This window comes from Mangrovibacterium lignilyticum, from assembly GCF_010882175.1.
GTDB lineage: Bacteria > Bacteroidota > Bacteroidia > Bacteroidales > Prolixibacteraceae > Mangrovibacterium > Mangrovibacterium lignilyticum.
Window position 1 is genome coordinate 373,011 of the sequence record NZ_WKLH01000002.1, and the last position, 25,463, is coordinate 398,473.

21 protein-coding genes are annotated in these 25,463 nt (G+C 40.5%); 6 read left to right on the top strand and 15 right to left on the bottom strand.

Annotated elements, in window-relative coordinates; genetic code table 11:
• Positions 1-9: 9 nt before the first annotated feature.
• Positions 10-831 (bottom strand): prolipoprotein diacylglyceryl transferase, encoded by an 822-nt coding sequence (gene lgt / locus GJV22_RS08915; RefSeq protein ID WP_163711871.1) that lies wholly within the window; start codon positions 829-831, stop codon positions 10-12.
• Positions 832-920: 89 nt separating this feature from the next.
• Positions 921-4,232 carry a preprotein translocase subunit SecA gene (gene secA, locus GJV22_RS08920; protein ID WP_163711873.1) on the bottom strand — a complete coding sequence of 1,104 codons (3,312 nt, stop codon included), beginning with the start codon at positions 4,230-4,232 and terminating at the stop codon, positions 921-923.
• A 235-nt stretch (positions 4,233-4,467) separates the two neighbouring features.
• Between secA and GJV22_RS08925 the strand changes: the two genes are divergently transcribed.
• The gene (locus tag GJV22_RS08925) at positions 4,468-4,650 is read left to right on the top strand and encodes a hypothetical protein (RefSeq protein ID WP_163711876.1); all 183 of its coding nucleotides are present in this window, start codon (positions 4,468-4,470) and stop codon (positions 4,648-4,650) included.
• 68 nt (positions 4,651-4,718) lie between these two features.
• Here the strand turns inward: GJV22_RS08925 and GJV22_RS08930 are convergent, their stop codons facing one another.
• The 5 genes from GJV22_RS08930 to GJV22_RS08950 all read right to left on the bottom strand — a co-directional run bounded on the left by GJV22_RS08930 (position 4,719) and on the right by GJV22_RS08950 (position 8,537).
• The gene (locus tag GJV22_RS08930; protein ID WP_163711879.1) at positions 4,719-5,189 is read right to left on the bottom strand and encodes a hypothetical protein; all 471 of its coding nucleotides are present in this window, start codon (positions 5,187-5,189) and stop codon (positions 4,719-4,721) included.
• Between the two features lie 194 nt (positions 5,190-5,383).
• The gene (locus GJV22_RS08935; RefSeq protein WP_205461802.1) at positions 5,384-6,541 is read right to left on the bottom strand and encodes a pyridoxal phosphate-dependent aminotransferase; all 1,158 of its coding nucleotides are present in this window, start codon (positions 6,539-6,541) and stop codon (positions 5,384-5,386) included.
• Positions 6,542-6,626: 85 nt separating this feature from the next.
• Positions 6,627-7,142, bottom strand: coding sequence for a hypothetical protein (locus GJV22_RS08940; protein WP_163711881.1), 516 nt, complete (start codon positions 7,140-7,142; stop codon positions 6,627-6,629).
• Positions 7,143-7,232: 90 nt separating this feature from the next.
• Positions 7,233-7,814: a porin family protein gene (locus GJV22_RS08945; protein ID WP_163711884.1), complete on the bottom strand. Its 582-nt coding sequence runs from the start codon at positions 7,812-7,814 to the stop codon at positions 7,233-7,235.
• A 132-nt stretch (positions 7,815-7,946) separates the two neighbouring features.
• Positions 7,947-8,537 (bottom strand): thioredoxin family protein, encoded by a 591-nt coding sequence (locus GJV22_RS08950; protein WP_163711887.1) that lies wholly within the window; start codon positions 8,535-8,537, stop codon positions 7,947-7,949.
• Positions 8,538-8,814: 277 nt separating this feature from the next.
• Between GJV22_RS08950 and GJV22_RS08955 the strand changes: the two genes are divergently transcribed.
• On the top strand, positions 8,815-9,027 hold the full coding sequence (locus tag GJV22_RS08955; protein WP_163711890.1) for a hypothetical protein: 213 nt from the start codon (positions 8,815-8,817) through the stop codon (positions 9,025-9,027).
• 24 nt (positions 9,028-9,051) lie between these two features.
• On the opposite strand, the gene GJV22_RS08960 is transcribed toward GJV22_RS08955, so the two are convergent.
• The 3 genes from GJV22_RS08960 to GJV22_RS08965 form a co-directional block, all read right to left on the bottom strand.
• Positions 9,052-9,786: an NAD(P)-dependent oxidoreductase gene (locus tag GJV22_RS08960; RefSeq protein ID WP_205461803.1), complete on the bottom strand. Its 735-nt coding sequence runs from the start codon at positions 9,784-9,786 to the stop codon at positions 9,052-9,054.
• The gene (locus tag GJV22_RS22160) at positions 9,744-10,016 is read right to left on the bottom strand and encodes a Rossmann-fold NAD(P)-binding domain-containing protein (protein WP_205461804.1); all 273 of its coding nucleotides are present in this window, start codon (positions 10,014-10,016) and stop codon (positions 9,744-9,746) included. Before GJV22_RS22160 ends, GJV22_RS08960 begins: the two co-directional genes overlap by 43 nt.
• A 149-nt stretch (positions 10,017-10,165) precedes the next feature.
• Positions 10,166-11,215 carry a Kelch repeat-containing protein gene (locus tag GJV22_RS08965; RefSeq protein WP_163711893.1) on the bottom strand — a complete coding sequence of 350 codons (1,050 nt, stop codon included), beginning with the start codon at positions 11,213-11,215 and terminating at the stop codon, positions 10,166-10,168.
• Between the two features lie 342 nt (positions 11,216-11,557).
• Here GJV22_RS08965 and GJV22_RS08970 point away from each other — a divergent pair, with 342 nt between their 5' ends.
• Together GJV22_RS08970 and GJV22_RS08975 are read left to right on the top strand one after the other, a co-directional pair.
• A complete protein-coding gene (locus GJV22_RS08970) occupies positions 11,558-12,892 on the top strand; it encodes a DUF4270 family protein (protein WP_163711896.1) in 1,335 nt (444 codons plus the stop codon).
• Positions 12,885-14,147 carry a hypothetical protein gene (locus tag GJV22_RS08975; RefSeq protein WP_163711899.1) on the top strand — a complete coding sequence of 421 codons (1,263 nt, stop codon included), beginning with the start codon at positions 12,885-12,887 and terminating at the stop codon, positions 14,145-14,147. The genes GJV22_RS08970 and GJV22_RS08975 overlap by 8 nt, the downstream gene beginning before the upstream one ends.
• Positions 14,148-14,150: 3 nt before the next feature.
• Here the strand turns inward: GJV22_RS08975 and GJV22_RS08980 are convergent, their stop codons facing one another.
• The 4 genes from GJV22_RS08980 to GJV22_RS08995 form a co-directional block, all read right to left on the bottom strand.
• Complete coding sequence (locus GJV22_RS08980; protein ID WP_163711901.1) at positions 14,151-14,879, bottom strand: LytR/AlgR family response regulator transcription factor; 729 nt, start codon at positions 14,877-14,879, stop codon at positions 14,151-14,153.
• On the bottom strand, positions 14,860-15,702 hold the full coding sequence (locus tag GJV22_RS08985; protein WP_163711904.1) for a sensor histidine kinase: 843 nt from the start codon (positions 15,700-15,702) through the stop codon (positions 14,860-14,862). The genes GJV22_RS08980 and GJV22_RS08985 overlap by 20 nt, the downstream gene beginning before the upstream one ends.
• Before the next feature lie 513 nt (positions 15,703-16,215).
• Positions 16,216-17,460 (bottom strand): 2-oxoglutarate dehydrogenase complex dihydrolipoyllysine-residue succinyltransferase, encoded by a 1,245-nt coding sequence (gene odhB / locus GJV22_RS08990; RefSeq protein WP_163711907.1) that lies wholly within the window; start codon positions 17,458-17,460, stop codon positions 16,216-16,218.
• A 15-nt stretch (positions 17,461-17,475) separates the two neighbouring features.
• Positions 17,476-20,202, bottom strand: a complete 2,727-nt coding sequence (locus tag GJV22_RS08995) for a 2-oxoglutarate dehydrogenase E1 component (RefSeq protein ID WP_163711910.1) — start codon at positions 20,200-20,202, stop codon at positions 17,476-17,478.
• Between the two features lie 224 nt (positions 20,203-20,426).
• Between GJV22_RS08995 and GJV22_RS09000 the strand changes: the two genes are divergently transcribed.
• Complete coding sequence (locus GJV22_RS09000; protein WP_163711913.1) at positions 20,427-20,855, top strand: QcrA and Rieske domain-containing protein; 429 nt, start codon at positions 20,427-20,429, stop codon at positions 20,853-20,855.
• A gap of 171 nt (positions 20,856-21,026) precedes the next feature.
• On the opposite strand, the gene GJV22_RS09005 is transcribed toward GJV22_RS09000, so the two are convergent.
• Positions 21,027-22,310 (bottom strand): MFS transporter, encoded by a 1,284-nt coding sequence (locus GJV22_RS09005; protein ID WP_163711916.1) that lies wholly within the window; start codon positions 22,308-22,310, stop codon positions 21,027-21,029.
• Between the two features lie 247 nt (positions 22,311-22,557).
• Here GJV22_RS09005 and GJV22_RS09010 point away from each other — a divergent pair, with 247 nt between their 5' ends.
• On the top strand, positions 22,558-25,233 hold the full coding sequence (locus GJV22_RS09010) for an AMP-binding protein (protein WP_163711918.1): 2,676 nt from the start codon (positions 22,558-22,560) through the stop codon (positions 25,231-25,233).
• Positions 25,234-25,463: the final 230 nt, after the last annotated feature.

Below are 25,463 nucleotides of genomic sequence, written 5' to 3' on the forward strand. Positions count from 1 at the left end.
CAAAAACTATTAATTCTTTGCAGCCGGATAATTGACTTCCGGCTTTTTTATTGCTCTAAAAATCAGATAAAGACCACCAATTATAAAAGGGATACTCAGAATTTGCCCCATATTTAAAGCCATTCCAGCCTCAAACGCTTCCTGATCCTCTTTGATAAACTCGATTAAAAAGCGAGAGCAGAAAACCAAGACAAAGAACAGTCCGACAATGAAGCCTTCGTTCTTTCTAAGATTGGTTTTAAAGAAGATATAAATTAGCAAACCGAACGTAAAAAGGTAGGATAAGGATTCGTAGATTTGAGTTGGGTGCTTGGCAACTGTTTCTCCGTTGTGTTCAAAAATGAATCCCCAAGGCAAGTTTGTTGCCACACCATAGATTTCTGAATTCATCAGGTTACCTAAGCGAATCATAGACGCAACCAAAGCTGTTGGCACAACTACACGGTCCAACACCCACAGCACTGACCGTTTCGATACTTTACGGCTCCAGAAAAACAAAGCAATGAAAATCCCCAGTGCCCCGCCGTGACTGGCCAATCCACCGTGCCAAACTTTAATGATTTCAGCCGGATGCTGAGAGTAATAGTCCCATCCGTAAAAGAAAACATGCCCTAATCGAGCACCAATAACAGTGGCTACCAACATGTAAATAAACAAGCTCTCCAACCACTTTTCATTTGATTTTTCAAACTTGAACATCTTCTCAACGATGTTGTAACCAATCAAAAAACCACTGGCAAAGAGCAATCCGTACCAACGTACAGAAAGCGATCCGATATGAAAAATTTCAGGATTGACGTTCCAGTGAATGAAAGCTAATGTCGATTGCATTTTCCGGAGTTTGTAATTTTGTCTGTTACCACAGACTTAAAAATTTTGATTACTATAAAGCTAAAAAAAGAATAAGTAGCCGAAGCTACTTATTCCAATCCTTTACCGTGACAACTCTTATATTTTTTACCACTTCCACAAGGACAAGGATCGTTACGACCGACCTTCTTCTCGACTCTAACAGGCTGAACCTTTTGTGGTTCTTTATGTTCCTGTTGGCGACCGGAACCAAGCTCCGGAACTTCCGATTTTTGAGTCGAGTACTTACTCATATCCGTCCGCCGTGCAGCTTCTGCTTCACGCACCTGGTTCGGATCAGAGATCGGAATGTGACCTTTCATTAAAGTGGATACAATGTCTTTATTGACCTTCTGAATCATCTCTTTGAACAGGTTAAACGATTCAAACTTATAGATCAGAAGTGGATCTTTTTGCTCATATGCAGCATTTTGCACCGATTGTTTCAAATCGTCCATTTCACGAAGTTGCTCTTTCCACGATTCATCAATCGTTGCCAAAACAATTTGTTTCTGATACGATTTCACCAATTCTTTGCCTTTGTTGCTGTATGCTTTCTCTAGGTTGGTTACGATTTGGAAAATTCGCTTACCATCAGAGATTGGCACTACAATATTTTGGTACAAATGCGATTTGGTTTCATATACATCCTTAATAACCGGGAAAGCTTGTTTTGAGATAGTTTCCACCTTCCGGGTGTAAGAATTGATCATTGCATGATAAATGCGGTCCACAATTTCATCGGGGTTCAATTGTTTGAATTCATCCTCTGAAATCGGAGAACCTATGGACATTAAACGCATCAACTCCATATTGAAGTCTTCGAAATCGCCCTCGTAGTACTCATTCACTAAAGCTTCCAGTGAATCGTACATCATGTTCAGCAGGTCAACCTCCAAACGTTCACCATACAATGCGTGACGACGTTTTTTATAAATTACCTCGCGCTGTGAATTCATCACATCATCGTATTCCAGCAGACGCTTACGGATACCGAAGTTGTTCTCTTCAACTTTTTTCTGTGCCCGTTCAATCGATTTGGTAATCATGGAATGCTGGATAACCTCGCCTTCCTCCAAACCTAAACGGTCCATAATTCCTGTGATACGATCCGAGTTGAAAAGGCGCATCAAATCGTCTTCCAACGAAACGAAGAATTGCGAAGACCCCGGATCTCCTTGACGTCCGGCACGACCGCGCAGCTGTCGGTCAACGCGCCGAGAGTCGTGACGTTCGGTACCAATAATCGCCAATCCACCGGCTTTTTTTACCTCAGTAGTCAACTTGATGTCGGTACCACGACCAGCCATATTAGTCGCAATGGTTACCATTCCTTGTTTACCGGCATCGGCAACAATGTCTGCCTCGCGGGCGTGCAGTTTCGCATTCAGCACGTTGTGCTTGATCCCGCGAATCTTCAACATCCGGCTCAGTAATTCAGAGATTTCTACAGAAGTTGTACCAACCAATACAGGACGACCAGCTTGATTCAATTCAACAATCTCCAATATTACCGCGTTATATTTTTCACGTTTGGTTTTATAAACCTTATCATTCCAGTCGTTACGAACAATCGGGCGGTTTGTAGGAATAACCACAACATCCAACTTGTAGATGTCCCAGAATTCTCCTGCTTCAGTCTCCGCAGTACCTGTCATACCGCCCAGTTTGTGATACATCCGGAAATAGTTTTGAAGGGTCACTGTCGCAAATGTTTGCGTGGCCGCTTCAACTTTTACCCGTTCTTTCGCTTCAATTGCCTGATGCAATCCATCCGAATAACGGCGGCCTTCCATGATACGACCTGTTTGCTCGTCAACAATTTTCACTTTGTTGTCAATTACCACATATTCCACGTCTTTCTCAAACATGGCGTAGGCTTTCAACAACTGGTTGATGGTATGGACACGTTCTGATTTTACAGCATAATTCTGCAGCAAAATGTCCTTCTTTTCAATCTTTTCTTCGCTACCTAAATCGGCGTCGTTTTCAATTTCAGCAACTGAAGAACCCACATCTGGTAAAATAAAGAATTCAGGATCTTCAACATCTGACGATATTAAGTCAATCCCTTTATCAGTTAACTCAACCGAGTTTTGTTTTTCGTCAATTATAAAGAAAAGAGGATCGGTTACAACATGCATATTCTTGCTATTGTCCTGCATGTAATAATTCTCAGTCTTCTGCATCACTGCTTTGATGCCCTCTTCGCTCAAAAACTTAATCAACGATTTCGTTTTCGGCATCCCTTTCTGGGCTCGCAGCAATTGCATTGCTCCTTCTTCTTTTTCATCTTTTGTAGCGTCTGCTTTGTTGAGCAAACGTTTTGCGTCAGTCAAACATTGAGTTGTGTAATTGCGCTGTGCTGCGACTAAACGCTCCACCCGCGGCATTAACTCTTCAAATTTTTGATTGTCACCTTTGGGAACCGGACCGGAAATGATCAACGGTGTACGAGCATCATCAATCAACACGGAGTCAACCTCGTCGACAATGGCATAATGATGTTTGCGTTGAACCAGGTCGCGTGGGTTAATCGCCATATTATCACGCAGATAATCGAAACCAAATTCGTTATTGGTACCATAAGTGATATCCGCATTGTAAGCTTTCCGGCGAGCATCGGAGTTTGGCTGGTGTTTATCAATGCAATCGATACTTAAACCGTGGAACTCAAAGATTGGTCCCATCCATTCCGAGTCACGTTTTGCCAGGTAGTCGTTTACAGTTACCACATGTACGCCTCTTCCTGCTAATGCATTCAAAAATACGGGCAGTGTAGCAACCAATGTTTTACCTTCACCTGTGGCCATCTCCGCAATTTTCCCTGAGTGCAGAACAATACCACCAACAAGTTGTACATCATAGTGTATCATTTGCCAGGTAATTTCCGTTCCGCCGGCAATCCAGGAGTTATACCAAATAGCTTTCTCCCCGTCAATTTCAACATTGTCCTTTGCAGCAGCTGTGTCGCGGTCAAAATCGTTCGCCTGAACGACTATTTTTTCATTTTCCGTAAAACGCTTGGCTGTTTCTTTTATAACAGAAAAAGCAGCAGGAAGTATTTCATCTAAAACTTCTTCAATCTTAAGGTCAATCTGTTCTTCCAGTTTATCAACTCGTTGATAAAGTTGTTCACTTTCCTGGATGTCGGCATCCTCAGCTTGAGCTTTTAACGAAGCAATTTCATCTTCTTCCGGCTTGATCCGCTCTTTTAAAGTATTCTTTAATTTCTCGGATTCTGCTCTAAGCTCATCATTGGAGAGCTGGGTGATCCGGGCATATTCTATTTTGATATTCTCAAGAATCGGAGTGATTTCTTTAATATCCCGGTCTGATTTGTTCCCCAGAAATTTTCCAAGGATTTTACTGATAAAGGCCATTCTATTTAATTTTTCGTATAATTCTACTTAACTGCCCACAAAAGTAATTATAATGAATTACGATACTTATTGGCGGGTTCTTTTTTTTCAATAATAATCATGCCATTTCGGAAAGCCCTAAATATAGAGACAGAATTACATATTCCCGAATTTTTAGTGACATAAAAGCAGCTTTGTTAGGTGTTTGGCAAATAGGTGGAAAGCTCTATTTTTGTCTTTTCCGAGATTAAAAAATATGACTGAGAATTTCCAGAAAAAATGCTTCGTGTGCGAAGAGCCTGTTAATGAAGGCTGTTCAAAAAATATCGAGATTAATCTTCCAGTGTGTGAAAACTGCAGGGGAACTGAAAACGAGAAAAAAGCAGTAAAAGATTTGCAGGAAGGAATGGCAGACGGATTTGTATGCGGGTGTATCTAAAATAAAGTAGCCGCTTTCAGGGGGACGAAAGCGGCACTCGAATTGATAAAATTTAATTATTAAAACGGCTAATTCAACAAATGTTGATAGCTGGGATTTACCAGATCAGGCAGAAAACCTGCGATTAGAGCCAAAGCTCGTTGATCATCAACCTTATCCGGAGTCAGGATACGCTGTTTCGAAAGTTCTGTTTCATTTAATATAGCACGAGTCAATTCAACGGGGAACATCCTTTCTGAAGATTTTACCATACGGGCACCAAAACCTTTTTTTGTACATTCATAAACCACTTCAAAATGATCGCCACGAACGACGTAGGTTTTACAGTGTTTTCCGTTTTTAAATGAAATAACGATGGGGCTTTCATCGGTAGCATAAGCTAACCGCCAGGCTTTATCAACTCCCTGAATGAGATTTGCCTGCTCCATGGGCTCAATTGTGTAATCATCATAAGTACGATTACCACTTGCTGCACTCAACGACAAACTTAGACTCAGCAAAACAACTACTGTTGCAAATTGGAAGATTCTGTTTTTCATGACTGTTCGTTTTAAATGTTTAATTTCTGAAATTGTTTTCTAATTGATCTCTTGTAGTTTGCTTCTCACCTTTAGTAGACGATCAGAAAATCAAATAATTACAGTCAGAACCTTCACTTTCGACAAACAAAGTCAGTCAACAGGTAAACGAGGCAAAATAATCTGTAAACAACAATTATGAATGAAAGAGAATGCTAAGAATTGGTCGTTTGAAGACTTGATTGAAGGTATTTTTCCAATCGATTTAAGCCTTCGGTAATATTTTCGAGTGAGTTAGCGTAGGAAAAACGCAGATAGCCCTCGCCTCCTGGCCCGAAATCAATTCCCGGAGTTACTCCAACATGGGCTTTTTCTAGGATATCGAAGGCTAAATGATAGGAATCACTGGAGAGATGACTCGCATCGACAAAGATGTAAAACGCACCGGTGGGTTCAACCGGAATGTTAAAGCCCAACTGCCTAAGCCTCTGAATCATAAACTTACGACGTTCATCGTAAACTTCGACCATTTCGGAAACAGCTTTAGCACCTTGCTTCAGTGCGGCAATTCCTCCTCTTTGAGCAGTAGAACTAGCGCAAATAAACAGGTTCTGCTGAATCTTCTGCAGGGTTCGGATATAAGGTTTGGGAGCAATTAAATAGCCCAGGCGCAAACCTGTCATCGCATAGCGCTTGGAAAAACCGTTCAAAACAAAAGCCTGATCGGTAAATTCTAAGATGCTCCTCGCCTTTTGTCCGTAAACCAATCCGTGATAAATTTCATCTGAAATAATGGGTACATTCAGCGAAGCCATCATTTGAAGTGACTCATCTGTCAGCAAATTTCCCGTTGGATTCATCGGGCTATTGATAATGATCGCACGCGTTCGCTCATTAATTTTCGCGATAATATCTTCAGCATGAAATTGGAAACCATCCAAGGGAGATACCGGTACACGAACGATTTTTGCTCCAATATAATGGATAAAATTGTCGTAACACGCATAGGCTGGATCAGAAATAATCACTTCATCCCCGGTTTCACATAAAACAGAAAGTGCCATTAAAATAGCCGGCGAAGAGCCCGATGTTACAATGATTTGATCAGGATCTACAGTTACTCCATATTCCTGCTGATACTGATCGGCTATTGCTTGTCTCAACTCCGGATCGCCTAAACTGTGGGTGTAGTGCGTACGCCCACCATTTAAAGCATTGCAGACGGCTTCTTTCACACATACCGGAATATCAAAGTCTGGCTCACCCACCTCGAGATGAATGATGCTCTTCCCTTCTTTTTCCATGGCGTGTGCTTTTTCAAGCACTTCCATTACAATAAATGGATTGATTTCTTTTACACGTGAAGCTGTCATGCGGATCCTTGGTTCGTGGAGCGAAAATACTGAACTTTATCAGTCAAAACAAGATGAAACCTTCTGATTCTTTGTCAAAATTTCATCAATAGCCGGAAGATTGATGATTAATCTGAATTCCTCCACCGATTCGGAATTTATCCGATACTTTATACTCCATATAAAAGTTAATCCCTTGAAAATTCATCTTGTTCGGATCAAAATTCAGAGGCGTTGGATTAAAAATAGAATTCGCAGAAAAACTACTTCCGCCAATTTTAAATTTGTCAGACAACCTATAAACTGCAGCAGAATTCAGCGAATAGCCCGAAATGAATGGATTTATCCAATAGGCATTTGTAAACGGATGGACTAAGCGTGAGTCAATGATTTGGGGAGTATTTATTTGAAGATCTAAAATATTGCTCTCTGCAAAATTTAGCTTCGGGGAAATCAATTCTGAGTTAACCGCACCAAAGATTGAATTGGCACTAAAATTAAATAATTCGTGGTATAAAAATTCGTACTCGGCTGGATCCGTTTCAAATACGATAGAATCGGATTGTGCGTAGGAACTCGCCCCAACCAAAAACAATAGAATCAGAAAAAGTAACTGTTTCATTCTTCAAAAATAAACCTGATTTCTCGACTTTTGAAATTAAACAGCTACTTTTTCCTATCTGCCAAACATTGACGTCGAAGAGAACCTTGTTTAAAGGAATTTAATCCCCAGAGTAATCATAAACAGGTTACTCTTCTCTTCGCTGCCGTTGCTGCTTGAGTGAATATCGCCAAAACTGTTTTCCATCCGGGCATCAAGCGACAGAAACAAAAAATCGACTCCTGCTCCGTATTGTATCCCAACATAGTTGTCTTTAATATTCTCGGGGTCAAAACTACCGCCACTGGTTTCTCCGTCTTTTTTGGTTACAAATGAGAATACAGGACCGGCGTTTAGGCGAACATTGACTGAAGCAGCTTTAAAGACCTTGTACCCCAGTAAAACGGGAACATCAATGGTTTTCAGATCAAATGATTCGGTTGAACTAATTTCTTCCAGTTTACCGCCCTTTGAAGTAAAATAAGCTTCAGGCTGTATATACCAATCTTTCAAATTCACCCTGGCAAAAGCACCAACCAAAAAGTTACTAATGGAACCATCGTTAAACTGGTCCAAACTTGTTGTTATTTTTGACGAATTATAACCTGCTTTTAAGCCCAGGTTTATCGGAGAGCCGGCATAGGTTAATTGAAACGAAAGAAACAGGATTCCTGCTAATAATAGTTTTCTCATGGCTTGAATTTTAGTTTTTTATGTATTATATAATCAGTAATTATAGGCTACTAAACTACAATTTCGGGTATTAAATCCAATGTTCTTAACACCTGATGAATACAAACGGGGAACTAAAATAATTATTGCCAATTACTGGTTCCAGACGAGATCGCAGGCATCAGCCGGCATCCAATGCCTGTCTTTGCCATCCCACTTCACATTACAGCCGATTGGGTTGGTAACCGGCACAGAAACGGCCTTATCTGCAATCAATTCTTCCAAAGCCCGATCCAGGTCATTGACAGTCATTTTCGAGGTATCACGAGGACTGTCCACTGCCCGCCCAGTATAAACTAATTTTCGATCCTGATCAAAAACATAGAAATGAGGCGTACGCAAAGCGCCATACGACAATGCAATATCCTGGCTTTCATCATATAAGTAAACCCATGGAAAATTGAATTCCTCCATTCGTTTTACCATATGCGGGAAATCGTCATCCTGGTAAGTGTTTTTACTGTTTGAATTGATAGCGACAAAACCGACGCCTTGATCCTGAAATCTCAAAACCGTTTTGCGTGTGACTTCGTCACTTCCAATAACATACGGGCAGTGATTGCAGGTGAAGAAAATTACCAGAAAACGACTGTCCGAGAAACTATCGAGGGTATAATTTTTCCCGTCTGTTGCAGGCAAGTCAAACGGAATTGCCTTATCTCCAATTTTAAGTGTAAAACTCATAATCTAACTTTTTAAAGAATAACAACAGGAATATAATTTTGGTTGTCTCCTATTCTTGTCTTCGGGATATCAAAAAGTATAAAACCGCGAAATATTGAAACCAAAATGTTAAGAATATTAAGCAAATGAGAAGAAAAACAACTAATTCTACCGTTTTAGGCTAAAAAAAACGCCATGGTATTGGAAAATAAAAAAAAAATCGAGTAGTTTGGGAAATATGAATTCTAATTCTCTAATTACTTTTTAAACTTCTGTAATCTAAGTTAATAGCTTAAAAATGAAAACGAATAAGCCTTCAAAAAAGAATTTCAAGCATTCTGATATTGAGAAAACTGACATTGGTGGCCAAATTGGCAAGGGTGCTAAAAGAGACAAAAGCGGCAAAAAGCGTTTATCAATTTACGATGAATTCGAAGATGAAGATTATGATCTGACGAATTACAAACGCGAAGACGACGATTTGTATGATGAAGAAGACGAAGAGTATTGACTCACCAAGGTCGTCGTCGTCAATCTATAACTTTGGACTATTAACAACATTTTGAGGTTTATTGCTTAAATAAGCCTCAAAATTAGCTGCAAGAATTTCCATTAATCGTGTTCGAGCTTCTCTTGTTGCCCATGCTATGTGTGGTGTAATGTAACAGTTTTGCGCTTTTATCAATGGATTTGCTTTTGACGGTGGCTCGGTTGAAAGGACATCGAGCCCTGCCCCCGCCAGGTGTCCGTTATTTAAGGAATTGGCTAAGTCTTCTTCCTGAATTAATGGACCACGACCAGTATTGATTAAGACTGCTCCTTTTTTCATCAGGCCAAATTTATCTTTATTCATAAATTCTTTGTTATCCCCTGTTAACGGGCAGTTCAAACTCACAAAATCGGACTGTTGAAGTAATTCGTCCAATTCGACCTGCATCATGCCCTCCGGAATTTCCTTTTTCACCGACCGATTTTGAAAAATCACTCTCATTCCAAAAGCCTGAGCAATTTCAGCAACCCGCTGCCCTATTTTACCAAATCCAATAATCCCTAAAACTTTACCGGATAACTCTACCTGAGGACTTAATGTAAACGAAAAATCGTCACTGTCTGACCAAGCATCCTTTTTTACTTCCGTAGCATGCAAAGCTACTTGGTTCGCGATATTTAAGATGAATGAAAAAACCAATTGCGCGACGGAGTCAGTGCTATAGGCCGGAATATTGGTTACAGTAATCCCTGCGTTATCTGCTGCATCGAGGTCCACCACATTGTACCCCGTAGCCGAAACTCCGATGTATTTAGTTTTGATGCCCCCTCAAGTAACTCCTTTGTCAGAGTTACTTTATTGGTAACAATAGCTGTTGCATCCTGAATGCGTTTATGAACATCCTCCGGTGCCGTACGCTCATGCAATTCCAAATCGCCTAGTTTACTCAACAGATCCCAGGAGAGATCTCCCGGATTTAAGGCATACCCATCTAAAACTACAATTTTCATTTCCGAAATATTACATTAAACGAATGGTGGTACTTTCAACTAGAATTAACGTTGGTCTTTCCATTTCTGTTCTATAAAAAAAATACTCCCGGGAAATCCCGGGAGTATTCTATATCTTTTTTCTTCAAGCGATCACGTTCAATCTGCAATTAATCGTATTCGTCGTATTCTGCGTTAGCATCAAAACGCCAGATATCATCGAAATAATAACTACTGTTTTGACCGGTTGTCAAGAAACCTTTATCGTTAATTGTGAAGGCAACGGCATTATAACGTGCAGATCCTTCAAACGAAGTCTTCTCAACCCATAGGTCTGTGCTAGGATTGTATTCCCATACAGTGCTTCCTGACGTATTTTTTCCACCTGTCGCTACATAACCTTTTCCACCTGAGGTGAACGCTACTGCATTGTTTCTTACAATATCATAGTCATCATCAAAGTCATCGTCTGTCGCATCAGAAATAGAACGCAGCTTTGTCCATGTATTCGCAGAAGCGTTGTATTTGTAGAAATCGTCATTGTAGGTATTATCAACACCGGTACAAACATACGCTTCGCCATCGATTACAAATGCAACACCGTCAGATGATTTATTACCACCGTAACTGTTCACTTGCGTCCAAGCCATCGTTGATGGATCATAAGCGTAGAAATCTTTGTATGAGTTACCACCGTCACGTCCCATTCCAACGTAGCCAATACCATCAATAGTAAATGAAACGGCACCAATACGACCTGCTCCAGGGAAATCAGCAATCTGCTCCCAAGTATCAGAACTTGTGTCGTATTTGTAAAAATCGTTGCTGTAAACGCTTGCATTTGTGGTAGTCGTATAAAACCCGGTACCAACATACAAATCGCCACCTGCCTCAAAAGCAACAGCTGAGTTACGGGCTTCTCCCGGGAAATCAGCAATTTGTGTCCATTGGTTTGCAGTGGCATCATATTTCCAGAAATCATTCAACCTATCTTTATCCTGGTCAAACCCTAATCCGATGTAGCCAACATTATCAACTGTTGTTCCCGCTGCATCGGTTCTTTTATAACCTTCAAATTGAGACAACTCAACCCAGTTTCCTACCAAGTCTTCATCATCATCTCCACTACAAGAGACTAATGGTGCTATAATAGCCAGTACCAATCCAATCTTTAAGGCACGGATGGACCATTTATGTACAAAGAAATTTTTTCGAATCATTTGCTAAAAATTATTCAGTTTGGCCGCAAACATAAGTGGTTAACGATATCTAAAAAAAAATGATAGACGAACAGACTATATTTTTATAGGTAATTCGAATATGTCTATATAATTACCCCGTTTATAGATAAATTTTAAAATTTCGTTAAAATAATTTGGTAATTTTAACAAAACTTAAGTGATCAACAGTATTATTTGCCGTTTCGTCGATACATTTAAAAACTTCATAGATACTTAGGCTATTTTAGTCTATATTTCTTTTGAGACTTCCAGTAATATGATTGCTTTGCAGCCTAAGGTATCTTTTCTTAATATTGTATACAAAAATCATTCAAACTTTATATGAATAAAAATTGGCTTTTGGTGTTCATTATTGGCCTTATGGCGTCGTGTAACACCGATGTTGGTAATTTTGAAATTGGGCAGGATTTAGTTGAATCAGGATCGAAGATTGTGATGATCGATAGTTTTGCTGTTAATTTATCAACTGTACTAGTAGATTCTCTTGCAACGTCAGATCCAACATCGGCCTTAGTCGGGAAATATTCAAATCCGAAGATAGGAACCACGGAATTAAGACATTACTTCAATGTTGATTTGGCCAGTGATTACGCTTCAATTACTGAATTTGAAGATGTATTTGACTCCATTACGGTCAAATTCAACTATTCGGGCTTTAGCATTGGTGACACAATTACCCCCGTTACCTTTTCGCTTCACAGGCTAACTGATGAGTTAGACTTGTTGACAGATGCAAATAATCTGGATTATCTTTATAATACCAGTTCTTTTAGTTATGATGAAACTCCACTTGGAAGCTACACCATTGTTCCTAGTCCATCAAACGATAGTATTGAATTCAAACTGGATCCGGCTTTAGGTGAAGAAATTATCAATTGGCTTTGGAATACTGAATCAATCAATCTTAATAATGACAATTTCCTGACTTTGCTGAAAGGATTTGTCATGACGGTTTCCTCGGATGATGATGTAATTCTCGGCTTTGACAATTCCAATGAGGATGATATCCAGTTGAAACTGTATACCCATGTTGTTGATCTAACGATTACTGAAAACACATACGAATTCAATAAGACAACAGAAGGAACCAGTTTCAATCAATCAATCGCCGACAGGAGCAACACTCCCTTTTCAGGCCTAAAGGTGCAATCAGAAGCTTTACCGTCAGACTCCACTGGAAACATAAGCTATATTCAGGGAACAACCGGGGTATTAAGCCGACTCGATTTTCCTAGCATAGAGAAAATTTTTACTCTTGAAGATCGGGTTCTGATTAAAGCTGAAATTAAATTACCTGCCGCAAGTGAGAATAATTACAGTGATCTTCCTTCTTCGCTGAATTTTTACGCGACCAATCGATTTAACGATTTTAGCACAAGCAATGTTTTATCGGTTACTTCATCGTCAGGAACCACTGTAAGTGTCTCTGCAACTCTCGTATCGAATTATTTGACAAACGAATATTACTATGTTGCAGATATTACGGATTATTTGCAAAGCGAATTGTCCGATGATACTTATGATACTAACCATGGTCTTTTTGTAGGCTTCACATCGACGAATATCTACAACCAGGCACAGCTCCTGATTTTAAATGCAGGAAGCGCTAAGAATCAAAAACCAACGTTGAATCTCTATTTTCTAGAATATGAATAAGCATTTCATCCCTGTTCACATATTAGCCACATTGCTTGGACTTGTATTGATGTACCCTTCTACGGGGATGGCTCAAAATAACACGCGCTCACCCTACTCTATGTACGGATTAGGAGAACTTCGGTCTCAGTTAAACCCGGTAAACACAGGAATGGGTGGAGCTGGATTTGGATTGAGTTCAAAAACCTTCATTAACACTTTAAACCCGGCTTCATATCAAGGCATCGACAGTTTAAGCTTTGTTTTTGATACGGGAATCGAAGGAAAGTATACAACCTTTAAATCGCAAGGTAAATCAGCCAGCTTACAAGATGCCAATTTTAGCTATTTGGCGCTCGGATGGCGAATCAACTCATTTATTGCTGCTGGATTTGGGCTGAATCCTTTTAGTTCTGCCGGATATGAAATCAACACTACGGCTGAGGTTGAAGGTACTCAATCTGAGTATCCGTTGAACATTATCGGGTCAGGAGATATCAGCCGGGCCTACGGAGCCATATCAATTGCTCCGATTCCAAATCTGTCGATTGGTATTAAAACCTCTTTCCTTTTTGGATCGCTAAAACAAACACAGTATCATAATTTGTCGGTGATCGGAAGTACATCAGTTTACAACGAAACCACGGATTATTTTCACAATTTCTATTTTGAATTTGGAGCGCAATACGCGTTAAAGATCCAAAAATACAGTGTGACTATCGGTGCGATTTACAACCCGGGGCAAGCATTGGTTACCAAACGCGACCAGACATCTTATAACTCGTCTGGTGTTGTATTCGACTCTAGCTCGGACAGCCAAAAAGATTTTAAGATTCCAGAAGAAATCGGGGTCGGTTTCGTGGTTGATAACAATAAAAATCTACTCTACGCGCTTGATGCAGGTATGCAAAAATGGTCGGACTACAGCTATGATTTGAGCGGAGTTAAATTGAAAAACAATCCATACATCAGAACAGGTTTGCAATTTACACCAAGCACAAACTTCCTGGCCAGTTTTTTTAGCAAAGTCAATTACCGACTTGGCTTCAATTACTCTAAATCATACCTCGATTTGAGAGGCATTCAACTGGAAGAAGTGGCCGGTTCGTTTGGATTGGGATTGCCCATCCGCAATGGCAAGTCAAAAATCGATGTAAGTTTTGAAGCTGGCACCAAAGGAACAACTTCAAAACGCCTGATTCAGGAAAACTTTGTTCGCCTGCGTGTTGGATTCTCCATGCATGATTTATGGTTCCAACAACGAAAATTCAACTAAAAACTACAAGGTAAACCGATTGATAACTGAACTTTGGAAATCACTCTTATAATTGTCTCCAACAGGTATCCATCGGTCATGAATAATAATCCTGTTTTTAGTTACTGATTTGATCTTATTCGTATTAATAATAAACGATTTATGAACTCTTAGAAAATGGCTTGACGGTAAACTGTCGGCCATTTTTTTTAGGGAATTAAGGGTGATAATCGGTTTGTCTTCGTTTTGAATAAAGATTTTCACATAATCTTTCAGGCCTTCAATAAATAAGATCTGGTTCAATTGAATTTTCACAGACTTATAGTCCGATTTAACCATGATGAAATCTTGCTCTGAGTCCGAATTTTCGCTGATTTCTTCGCGTTTAACTTTCCGGTTCGAGGCGTATAACTGATAAGCTTTATTGGCAGCTCTCAGGAAGCGTTTAAATGGTATTGGTTTGAGCAAATAGTCAACCGCATTCAGTTCAAAAGCTTCCAAGGCATATTCCGAAAACGCCGTTGTAAAGATAAACATGGGCTTGGCATCTAAACTGCTAATAAACTCGACGCCGGAAACATTCGGCAAATGAATGTCTAAAAAGATCAAATCGATGCTCGTCTTCTGCAGAATTTCTAAAGCTTCGAAGACCGAACTACATTTCTTCTCCAATTTCAAAAACGGAATATGTGAAATATAATCCTCAAGGATTTGTTGTGCTAACGGTTCATCATCAATTATGATACACTTCATGGTTCGTATTCTCTAGTTTTAGTTTCAATTCAACGATATATAATGAATTCTTTTCAATAATGTTCATTTTGTGGCGTCCTGGATAAAGTAAATCCAAACGCTTCTGAATATTATCCAGTCCGATGCCTGTTTCGTCACCTCCGAGCCGGTTCTTTTTCTTTTGATTGGGAATCACCGGGTTGGAAACTAAAAAGCTAAGCTCATCGTTCCCTATGCCAATATGCACTTTAATGGTATTTCTTTTTGAATAATCAATTCCATGTTTAAAAGCATTCTCAACCAATACAGTAAACAATAGCGGTTCGATTAAAATATCTTTTGGCTTCCCACTTACCTGGTAGTCTATTTTAACCATCTCTGCTAACCGCAGTTTTTGTAAGTCGATAAAGTTAGCGATATGAGTCAATTCTTTTTTCAGTAAGACCTTGGGCGCACTCGCATCGTAAATAATGTAGCGCATAACAACCGACAGCATCATAATTACGTCCGGTGTTTTATCCGATTTTCTCCGGGCTAAGGCATAAATGCCGTTCAGTGTATTAAAAAAGAAATGCGGGTTGATCTGTGCTTTCAAATAAGAAAGCTCGGCTAACAACTTTTTATTTTCAATTTCTTTCAGCTGAGTTTCATTTTTAAACCACTCCTTCGTAACCCGGATGCTTGTGCTAATTGCCAATGAAACAACACACAGCAATATCATCCCAAAGTTGACAAAAAATGGGTTGCTGGATGAATTTATCCATCCATTCCCTCCTGAATATTTAATTACAGGAGGAGGTATATTAAACAGGTCCTTAAACGACAGTTCGATAAAATGATTCACACAAAATACGATTGTCAGGGCTCCAACAACAGAGATTGCATATTGCTTTAATTTGCGTTTGGAAAGGTATCGTGGAATCAGCAAATTGTAATTTAAGTAAAAGATACCCGCCAAAAAAATCAACCCTTTAACCAGTCTAAATTGATTATCAGCCGGACTAAATTGCAAGAGTATAAAATGGAAAACAAGCGTAATAACACACCACAGTAAAAAATGCCATACGATCTTCAGTATTGTATTTTCATTACGTTTAACCATCCTAGTATTCCTGACAAGGCTCTTAAATTAGATAATTGGAGCTATTTTTTCTGTAAACCACAAATTTGTCATTAATTAATCATTTATCAAACTGTATTTGTTAAGTAGAACGATCGATAAAGTGAACTTCATTCGAAACTTTATTCAATAATCCACTTTCATTCGATACTCCCCTACCAAAAACAGCAAAAAAACCACAAAAAAAGCAGAGTAACGATGCTACTCTGCCAATATCCAACAATATTTTTCTGTCCACTAAATTTGAAGTAATAACTCTTCGGGAGCTTTACCATCAGTTAAAAGCAGTTGCGGATTTTCCAATAAATTCTTCAGTTTTACCAGAAAACCAACTGAGTCTTTCCCATCAATGATCCGGTGATCGTATGACAGTGCAACATACATCATCGGGCGAATTACCACCTGTCCATCGACTGCCACCGGTCGATCAACAATGTTATGCATACCCAAAATCGCCGACTGTGGAGGATTGATAATCGGTGTTGAAAGCAACGAACCGAATGTTCCACCATTTGTAATGGTAAATGTCCCACCTGTCAGTTCTTCCACTGATATTTTCTTCGTTCTGGCTTTTTCAGCCAGTTCCTTAATCTCCAATTCAATTGCCGGAATACTTTTACTTTCAGCATTACGAACAATCGGAACCATTAAGCCTTTTGGAGTCGATACAGCAATACCAACATCAACAAAAGCCGGAGTCAAAATCTCTTCGCCATCAATCATTGAATTCACTGCCGGGTGAAATTGAGCGGCCGTAGCAACAGCTTTTGTAAAGAATGACATAAAGCCGAGCTTGAATCCGTGTTTCTCAACAAATTTCGGTTGGTATTTCTTACGGAGATCCATAATTGGACTCATATCAACCTCATTAAAAGTTGTCAGCATCGCTGTTTCGTTTTTCACCGAAACCAAGCGTTGACTTAACTTGCGACGAAGCATGGACATTTTCTCGCGTTTTTCCTCTCTCGAGAAAAGTGCTTTCGCATTGTTTACAACAGCTTGCTCTACCGGATGACTAACAACAGCTTCAACTTCTTTCTTACCGATGCGTTGCAAGCCATTAATGATATCATCCACCGAGAAATGGTGTTCTTCCATCATTTCTCGGGCTACAGCCGTCGTTTTAATTTTGGGATGATCCTTTTCTGCAACAGGAGCTTTTTCGGCTGTGATGGTCTCTTTAGCTACCGGTTCTTCTTCTTTCTTTTCCTCTTTCGGCGAAGCCTGACCAGGCGCTTCTCCGGCCGCATCTGTATCAATTGTACAGGCGAGCTCTCCAACCGCAACAGTGTCGCCTTCTTCTACTTTAAAACTGATTTTTCCCGACTCTGTGGCAACTAGGGTTAGCGTCGCTTTGTCGGATTCAATTTCAGCTACTTCTTCATTTTTAGAAACGATACTTCCATCTTCTACAAGCCATTTACCTAACTCTACCTCGGTTATGGATTCACCGGGTGTAGGTATTTTAATCTCAATGATCATGATTTTTTATTTTTTTCAAGCGAAAATAGTTTCGCTAAATATTGTATTCATAATTTTTTCGAGGCGCAGATTATGTTGTTTCATTAAACCACCCGCTGGCGTACCACTTTCAGGTCTCGATGCTACGATAATATCCAGGTGCTTTAGTTTACGTTGAATGAATGGCCAAGCTCCCATGTTTTCCGGCTCATCCTGTGCCCAGATCAACCGTTTGGCCTTTTTATATTTCTTGAGAATTGCTTCAATTTGATCGATTGGCAACGGGAAAAGTTGTTCCAGACGGACAATCGCAGTTGTTTCATCTCCGCGATCTATTCGTGCTTTTACCAAGTCGTAGTATAAACGGCCACTGGTAAACACGATTTGTTTAACCTCGGTTGGGTTTGCAATGTGATCATCAATCACTTCCTGAAAACTTCCTTCTGCCAGTTCGTTCAATGTACAATTAACCATTGGGTGCCGCAGCAAACTTTTCGGTGTGAAAACAACCAATGGCATCCGGGTATCCCAAAGCAAATGACGGCGTAACATATGGAACAGACTATCGGGCGAAGTTGGAACTACCACCTGTATATTGTTATTGGCAGCAAGGGTTAAAAAACGTTCAATACGACCACTGGAGTGCTCTGGTCCCTGACCTTCGTATCCATGAGGTAAGAACAGCACAAGGTTGTTCATCAATCCCCATTTTTCTTCGGCCGAAGTAATATATTGATCGATTATAACCTGAGCAACATTCGAGAAATCACCAAATTGCGCTTCCCAAATGGTGAGTGCATTAGGCTGTACCATAGCATATCCATATTCAAAGCCCATGACACCGTATTCCGACAGGTGTGAATTATAAATATGGAAAGGTGCCTGTTCCGGAGAGATGTTCTTTAAGGGGAAGTATTTCTCGTCCATATCTTCCACGACAAAAGACGCGTGACGATGTGCAAAAGTTCCTCGTTCACTATCTTGTCCGCTTATTCGAACCGGAAAACCTTCATCCAGCAAACTGGCATAAGCAAGCAACTCGGCCATAGCCCAGTCCAGTTTATTATCCGAAAGCATCATTTTACGATCGGAAATAATCCGGTTTACTTTGCTAAAGAAAACTTTATCTTGAGGAAGCGTTGTAATTCGCTCACCTAATTGCTGCAGCTTATCTTTTGAAACTTTCGTATCAATCCGCTTAGTAAAGTCAGTTTTACGCGGCTTATGGAAATTTTCATATTCCTGAACTAAGAATTGTTTGATTTTCAGCTTGTCGATTTTCTCCGACTCACTGTACATTTCATCCAGATAGCTGTCAAAATTCAGGACATCCTGCTTAATCTGATCTTGACTCAGGATTCCCAGGGTGGTCAGTTTCTCACCATAAATATCTCTTGGGTTTTTATGTTTGGCAATTGCTTTGTATAATAAGGGCTGTGTAAAACGAGGTTCATCGCCTTCATTATGACCGTATTTGCGGTAGCAAAGAATATCGATAAAAACATCAGAGTGGAATTTCTGACGGTATTCCATCGCCAATTTAATCGTATATACCAAGGCCTCCACATCGTCTCCATTAACGTGAAAAACGGGAGAACGGGTCACTTTAGCAACGTCGGTGCTATATGTACTTGAGCGTGCATCAAGGTAGTTGGTTGTAAACCCAACCTGATTGTTAATCACAAGGTGGATAGTACCGCCTGTTCGATAACCAGTTAACTGAGACATTTGAATAATCTCATAAACAATCCCCTGAGCAGCAATAGCAGCATCACCATGAATTACAATTGGCGCCAGTTTGTCTTCGTCGCCTCCATATAAAGAATCAATACGTGACCGGGACATCCCCTGCACCAAACTGGCAACAGTTTCCAAATGAGACGGATTCGGCACCAAACTTAATTTGATATCTCTACCCGAATCTGATTTAATGGTATTTTCAAATCCAAGGTGGTATTTCACATCCCCCATCGAAATATCTTCTTCGTATTCGGTACCATAGAATTCTTTGAAAATATTTTGATACGGCTTTTTCATAATATTGCTCAGCACATTCAGGCGACCGCGGTGAGCCATTCCGATGATAAACTCACTGATACCAAGCTCTGATCCGTGTTCAATAACGGCATCCAAAGCCGGAACTAAACTTTCAGCTCCTTCCAATGAAAATCGTTTTTGACCAACAAATTTTTTGTGAATGTAGCTTTCGAAGCCAACTGCCACTTTTAAATGATAAAAAATATGCTTCCGCTTTTCATCAGTAAAAGGCTGCGAGTTTTTCGAGCTTTCCATCTTGGTTTGCATCCAGTCTACTATTTCCGGATGCCGGATATACATGTATTCAATACCAATTGAATCGCAGTAGGTCGCTTCCAGGTGTGCTATAATATCTTTTAACTTGGCCGGCCCGATCCCAATGCTATTACCAGCTTGAAAAACCTTTTCCAGATCGTTTTTGTCCAGACCGAAGTTTTCAATGTCAAGGGTAGGTTTGTACTTTCGCCGGGCGCGAACAGGGTTCGTTTTAGTAAACAGGTGTCCACGTTGGCGATATCCGTGAATCAAATTCAGAATGGCGAATTCCTTGTCAATATTACTTCCTGAGAATTCCGATTTGCTCTGGTAATTAGTACGCGCTAACTCAAAGCCTTTAAAGAAATGCCTCCAACTTTCTTCAATACTTTCAGGATCTCTCAGATAATCCTGATAAAGCTCATCTACGGCTGCAATTTCTTGATTTCCAACTAGAGAATATTTATCCATTTTGTTGCGTTCGATTATTCCGACCTTATGTTTTAAAAAGCTCTAAAGATTAACAAATGGTAGTTTTTAAAGTTTAACAAATGTCTTGAATTCTGTAACGATTTTAAACTTTTCATAAACCTAGGTAGTTATTTATAGAAATTCAAACAGAGACCACAAATCATTAGTCATTCCTGAGAATTATCTTGTTTTTGAACTGAACTCGAACTTTAACGGAGGAAATTATGAGACGACGCGATTTTATTTCAAAAGTAGCAATTGGCGGGAGTATTTTATTTGCATCACCATTCTACCTGAATTCTTGCAGTAAAGGTGGTGATAGCTCAACTGATTCCCCTGATAGTTCAAACACTGGCCCGATCACCATTGATTTAACGGACAGTCAATTTTCAGCGCTGGACACCGTTGGCGGATATGCCTACTATGGTAAATACATGATTATCCGGAACGGCGAATCCAGCTTCGTGGTTTTGAGCAAATATTGCACACACCAAAACTTCACCCTGGAATATTTACCGGATACGAATCAAATCCGATGCAATAATCACGGGTCAATGTTTACCATTGACGGGGCTGTCATTAATGGTCCGGCAAGCAGAAGCCTGGCAAGCTACACTGCAACTGTTTCTGACAACATGCTGACGATAAGCTAAAAGGTCATAATATATTTGAGCTATCAGTTGGAGGCCGGCACTTTCCGAGTTAAGACATTTCTCTTAGTTTTCAGAAACTAATTGTGTGTATTGGCTAATGACGCAAACTGTTTGGAGGCTGCCTTTTCTGTATCTCTTCAGAGCGACTTAGGCTATCCGGTCAATTCAAAATCACTCCTTTTTTAAGCGGGTAAACGCAATAATCAGCAAACTCACCATAAAAAATGACGATAACAGCAAGGCGCTGTTTCTCATACTTCCGGTAATCTGTTCAATAATTCCAAATCCCAACATCCCAAATACAATCGCTAGTTTCTCAGTGCTGTCATAAAAAGTGAAATAAGAAGCAGTGTCAGCTGCTCCGGAGGGAATCAGTTTTGACCAGGTGGAACGGGCTTGCGACTGGATTCCGCCCATAACTAAACCAACCAGCGCACCCAGTCCATAAAACTGGTATTCATTTTGGATTAAATAAGCTGAAGCACAAACAAAAATCCAAATAGAGAGCATCCATAGCAACGAGGTTTTATTCCCGTATTTTGTCGATACTTTAGCGAACAGGATCGCACCCAGAATTGCGACAATCTGGATAATCAGAATGGTGATGATCAGCTTCGAGCCGGTAATACCAAGTTCAGCACTTCCAAATAAGGAGGCAATAATGATAATGGTTTGAACCCCCATACTAAAAAAGAAAAACGCCAGCAAAAAGCGATACATCGCCTGATGTTGTTTTATATAACTAAAAACATGGATGACCTCTTTGAATCCGCGGGTCAGGATTTTTGTATCCAATTTAATTTTCCTGCTATCCTCGCGCAGGTAGTAAAAAGCAAATTGAGATATTGCCAGCCACCAAATACCGACTTCAACAAAAGCATATTTTATTGCTTCCAGCTTCCCTGAAAATCCAAACAACTCATATTTTTCGATCGAAAATAAGTTGAATATCAGCAGCAGCATACTTCCGGCGTACCCAAATGAAAACCCTCTTGCACTGATTCGGTCCTGCCTGTCGGGAGTTGCAATGAGGGGAAGAAACGAATTGTAATAGACAAGTGAACCGGCAAACCCTATAACTGCAAGTGCAGGAAGGCCTATTCCCAGACCAATATTTTCCCCGTTAAAACCAAACAGTCCCATGCAAGACAAAGCACCGATTAGCGTAAACATTTGCATAAATCGTTTGCGATATCCTCCCAAATCAGCAATTCCGGATAGGAACAGGGTTAAGAAAATAATGACAAAATAACCGAAAGCAATCGCGTATTCATACAACACCGTATTCTTGATCGTTATTCCTAAAAAGTTGACCATTTCCGATCCAAAAGCCTGTTTGGTAACTTCCTGGTAAAAAATAGGATACAATACCGTAGCAATACTCAGATTGTAGGCTGAATTAGCAATATCGTACGAGCACCAGGCATTGATGACTTTGCTTGAATTGACAGGCATTTTGGAAGTACTTTTCATGGTTGATCAACTAAAATGGATATTGCTAAATTTACTTTTTTATTTTTATATCCAAATATTCTCCCGGATTCCGGTGTATCGTTTTTAGCATTAACAAACATGATAAAACGAGAAATTTTGAAATACTTGACCAGATTTCTGCCATAACCAAGGTATCTGAATACAAGTATAACAACCCAACAAGGAGTCTGAATGAACGGCAAAAGGTATTAATCACATCAAAAAAACCATGAGGAATCACTCTCCTATTATTATTCGCTTTGTGAAAAGTTTACTATTCATTGTCCGAAAAATTCTTTCATTACGGTACAACGTAACGGTTAAGGGAGGCGAAATTTTAGAAAACTCCTCTTCTGTCTTTATATTACCGAACCATCAGGCTCTGATTGATCCGATTCTTTTAATGTGTCACATTCATCGCAATTCCAAAGCAATTCCGGTCATCATTTCAAATTATTACGACATCCCCGTGCTAAAATCCATATTTAAAATGTGGGGAGCCATTCGGGTCAGTAACCTGGAATCAGGCAGCCGTAACGTTAAAGTGCTAAACGAAGTATCCCGCTCCGTGCTCAAAGGATTCAACCGGGGTGAAAACATTCTGCTCTATCCGAGCGGACAGCTTGCCGGGAAGGGCTACGAAAGGATTTTCAACAAACAATCTGCACACAAAATTGCCAGCCGTGTACCCGATAATGTAAAAATAGTGGGGGTACGAATGACCGGTTTATGGGGAAGTATGTGGTCGAAAGCATGGACCGGCGAATCACCCAATTTTTCCGTTCAATTGCTGAAAGGCATGTTTTATATCCTGGCGAACCTTATTTTCTTTTTACCCAAGCGAAAGGTTGTTTTTGAATTTGAAGATCTGACGTCTGCAGCGAAGCAAAAAGCCCGTGAGGGACGCAACGAATTTAATTCCTACCTGGAGGAATTCTATAATCTTCATGGTGAAGAACAAGCGGTTTTTCTGAAGCATTTCTTTTTCATGCCCCAGTTAAAGAAAGAACCGCCAAGTCAAATTGATCAATCGGAAGAAGAAATTCAATCTGCTGCCCTGCCAACCGATGATGAGATCATTCAACCGGGCTTGCTGGAGAAAGTCAAAGGAATCGTTGCCATTGTCATCGGCGCTGACCCGGAAGAAATAACACTTGATTCCTATTTGAGTCATGATTTGGGCGCCGATTCACTCAACCTGGTGGAGATAATGTCTGAAATTGAAAACCAGTTTGACACATTTTCAACCCCTCAAATAAACGACATTAAAACAATCGGCGACTTATGCCTTGTGGCCATGGGCCAATTTACATCTGAAGCGGATCTAAAACCCTCCTACCTGGAGAAATCATTATCCAAAACCGGAAACATTCAGGTTGATCCGGAGAAAAACATACTTTGGCAATTTTTGGATACGTTCACCAGCAACCCCAAAGACTATTTTTCATATGATGCCATGTTGGGCTGTACCAACCGGAAGAATTTCATGCTGAAAGCAGCCGTGGTTTCAAAAATCATCAAAAAGCGCGTCAACGGACCGCGTGTTGGTATTATGCTGCCTGCACTGCAAAGTACCACAACGCTGATAATTGCAAGTTACATGGCCGGCAAAATACCGGTTATGCTCAACTGGACAGTCGGCAAAAAAGTGCTGGAACATTGCATGAAAACGGCCGATGTTGACGTGATTCTTTCAGCCGGAACTTTCATTCGGAGAATTGAGGAGCAACTACCGGAAAGTGTTATAAACAAACTGGTACTGCTTGAAAAAGAAGTTCCGCGGGCTGGCATTATTACCAAACTGAAAGGATTGATCACTGCCAAATTTCCACGATCTTTTCTGCCATACAAGCAACTGAATGAAACGGCTGTAGTGCTGTTTACATCGGGCAGCGAAGCCATGCCCAAAGCTGTTCCGCTCACGCATAAAAACATCGTCAGCGATTTGCACGGGGTTTTCTCAAGCCTGCAAATTGAAAACAATTTGACTTTCCTGGGGTTTCTGCCTCCGTTCCACAGCTTTGGCTTTACCGTATTGTCGGTTCTTCCGCTGGTTTCGGGCGTGAAAGTGGCATACACGCCCAACCCAACCGATGCGCGTGAAGTCCTGAAAATCCTGAAGCATACCAAAGCAAATATTCTGTTGGGCACCCCCGGGTTCCTAAAACTGATGATGGGCCGGGGCACTTCATATTTCTTTAAGTCAGTACGCTATGTAATCACCGGCGCGGAAGCCATGCCTCCCGTTCTGAAGGAGCTTTTTGACCAACTCACGACCAACGCACTGTTGCTCGAGGGCTACGGAATTACCGAATGTGCGCCCGTGCTGACCATAAATCCTCTGGAAAAACAAAAATTAAATAGCGTCGGGAAATTCATTCAGGATGTTGAAGGTCTGATCGTTGATCTGGACACAGGAAAGCCTTGCCGGACCGGTGAGCCGGGAATGATTTATGCGCGGGGCAAGAATGTGTTTCATGGATATTTGGGTGAAGGAGGAACAAGTCCGTTTGAACAAATCGGCGGAAAAACCTGGTACAAAACAGGAGACCTCGGCTATCTCGACGAGGAAGGTTACCTGTTCATTACAGGGCGGCTGAAACGCTTTATTAAAATAGCCGGCGAAATGATCAGCTTGCCGTTTATTGAAAAAATACTGCTTGAGAAATACGGTGAGGAAGAGCAACAGGTCCTCGCGGTGGAAGGTTCCGACACAATTACGCCGCCACAGGTTGTCCTGTTTACAATTCGCCCTTTCGATTTGGACCAGGTGAACAGCTACCTGATGAAAAACGGCGTGGCTCCGATAGCCAGAATAAAACGGATCATTCAAACCGATGAAATACCGCTGTTAGGAACCGGAAAAACAGATTACAAAGTGTTGCGCAAGATGATTGAATCGTAACCAGCCTTGTTCCCGAATAAGAATTGATTCTTGTATTGAAAAGAAGATTCGCCAACCATTCAGGCTGACTTCCTTGCCCCCTGCCCATCAACCCGGATCGAAACAACAGCCAATATGCGCCCCCAAACACGGTGGCTGAAGCCCAGATTGCCCGGTAAGGCAGCTCAATCGGCTCGGGCAATGCACGCAATACCCTATTTTGTCAAAATTTTTCCTTTATTGACCAGCCG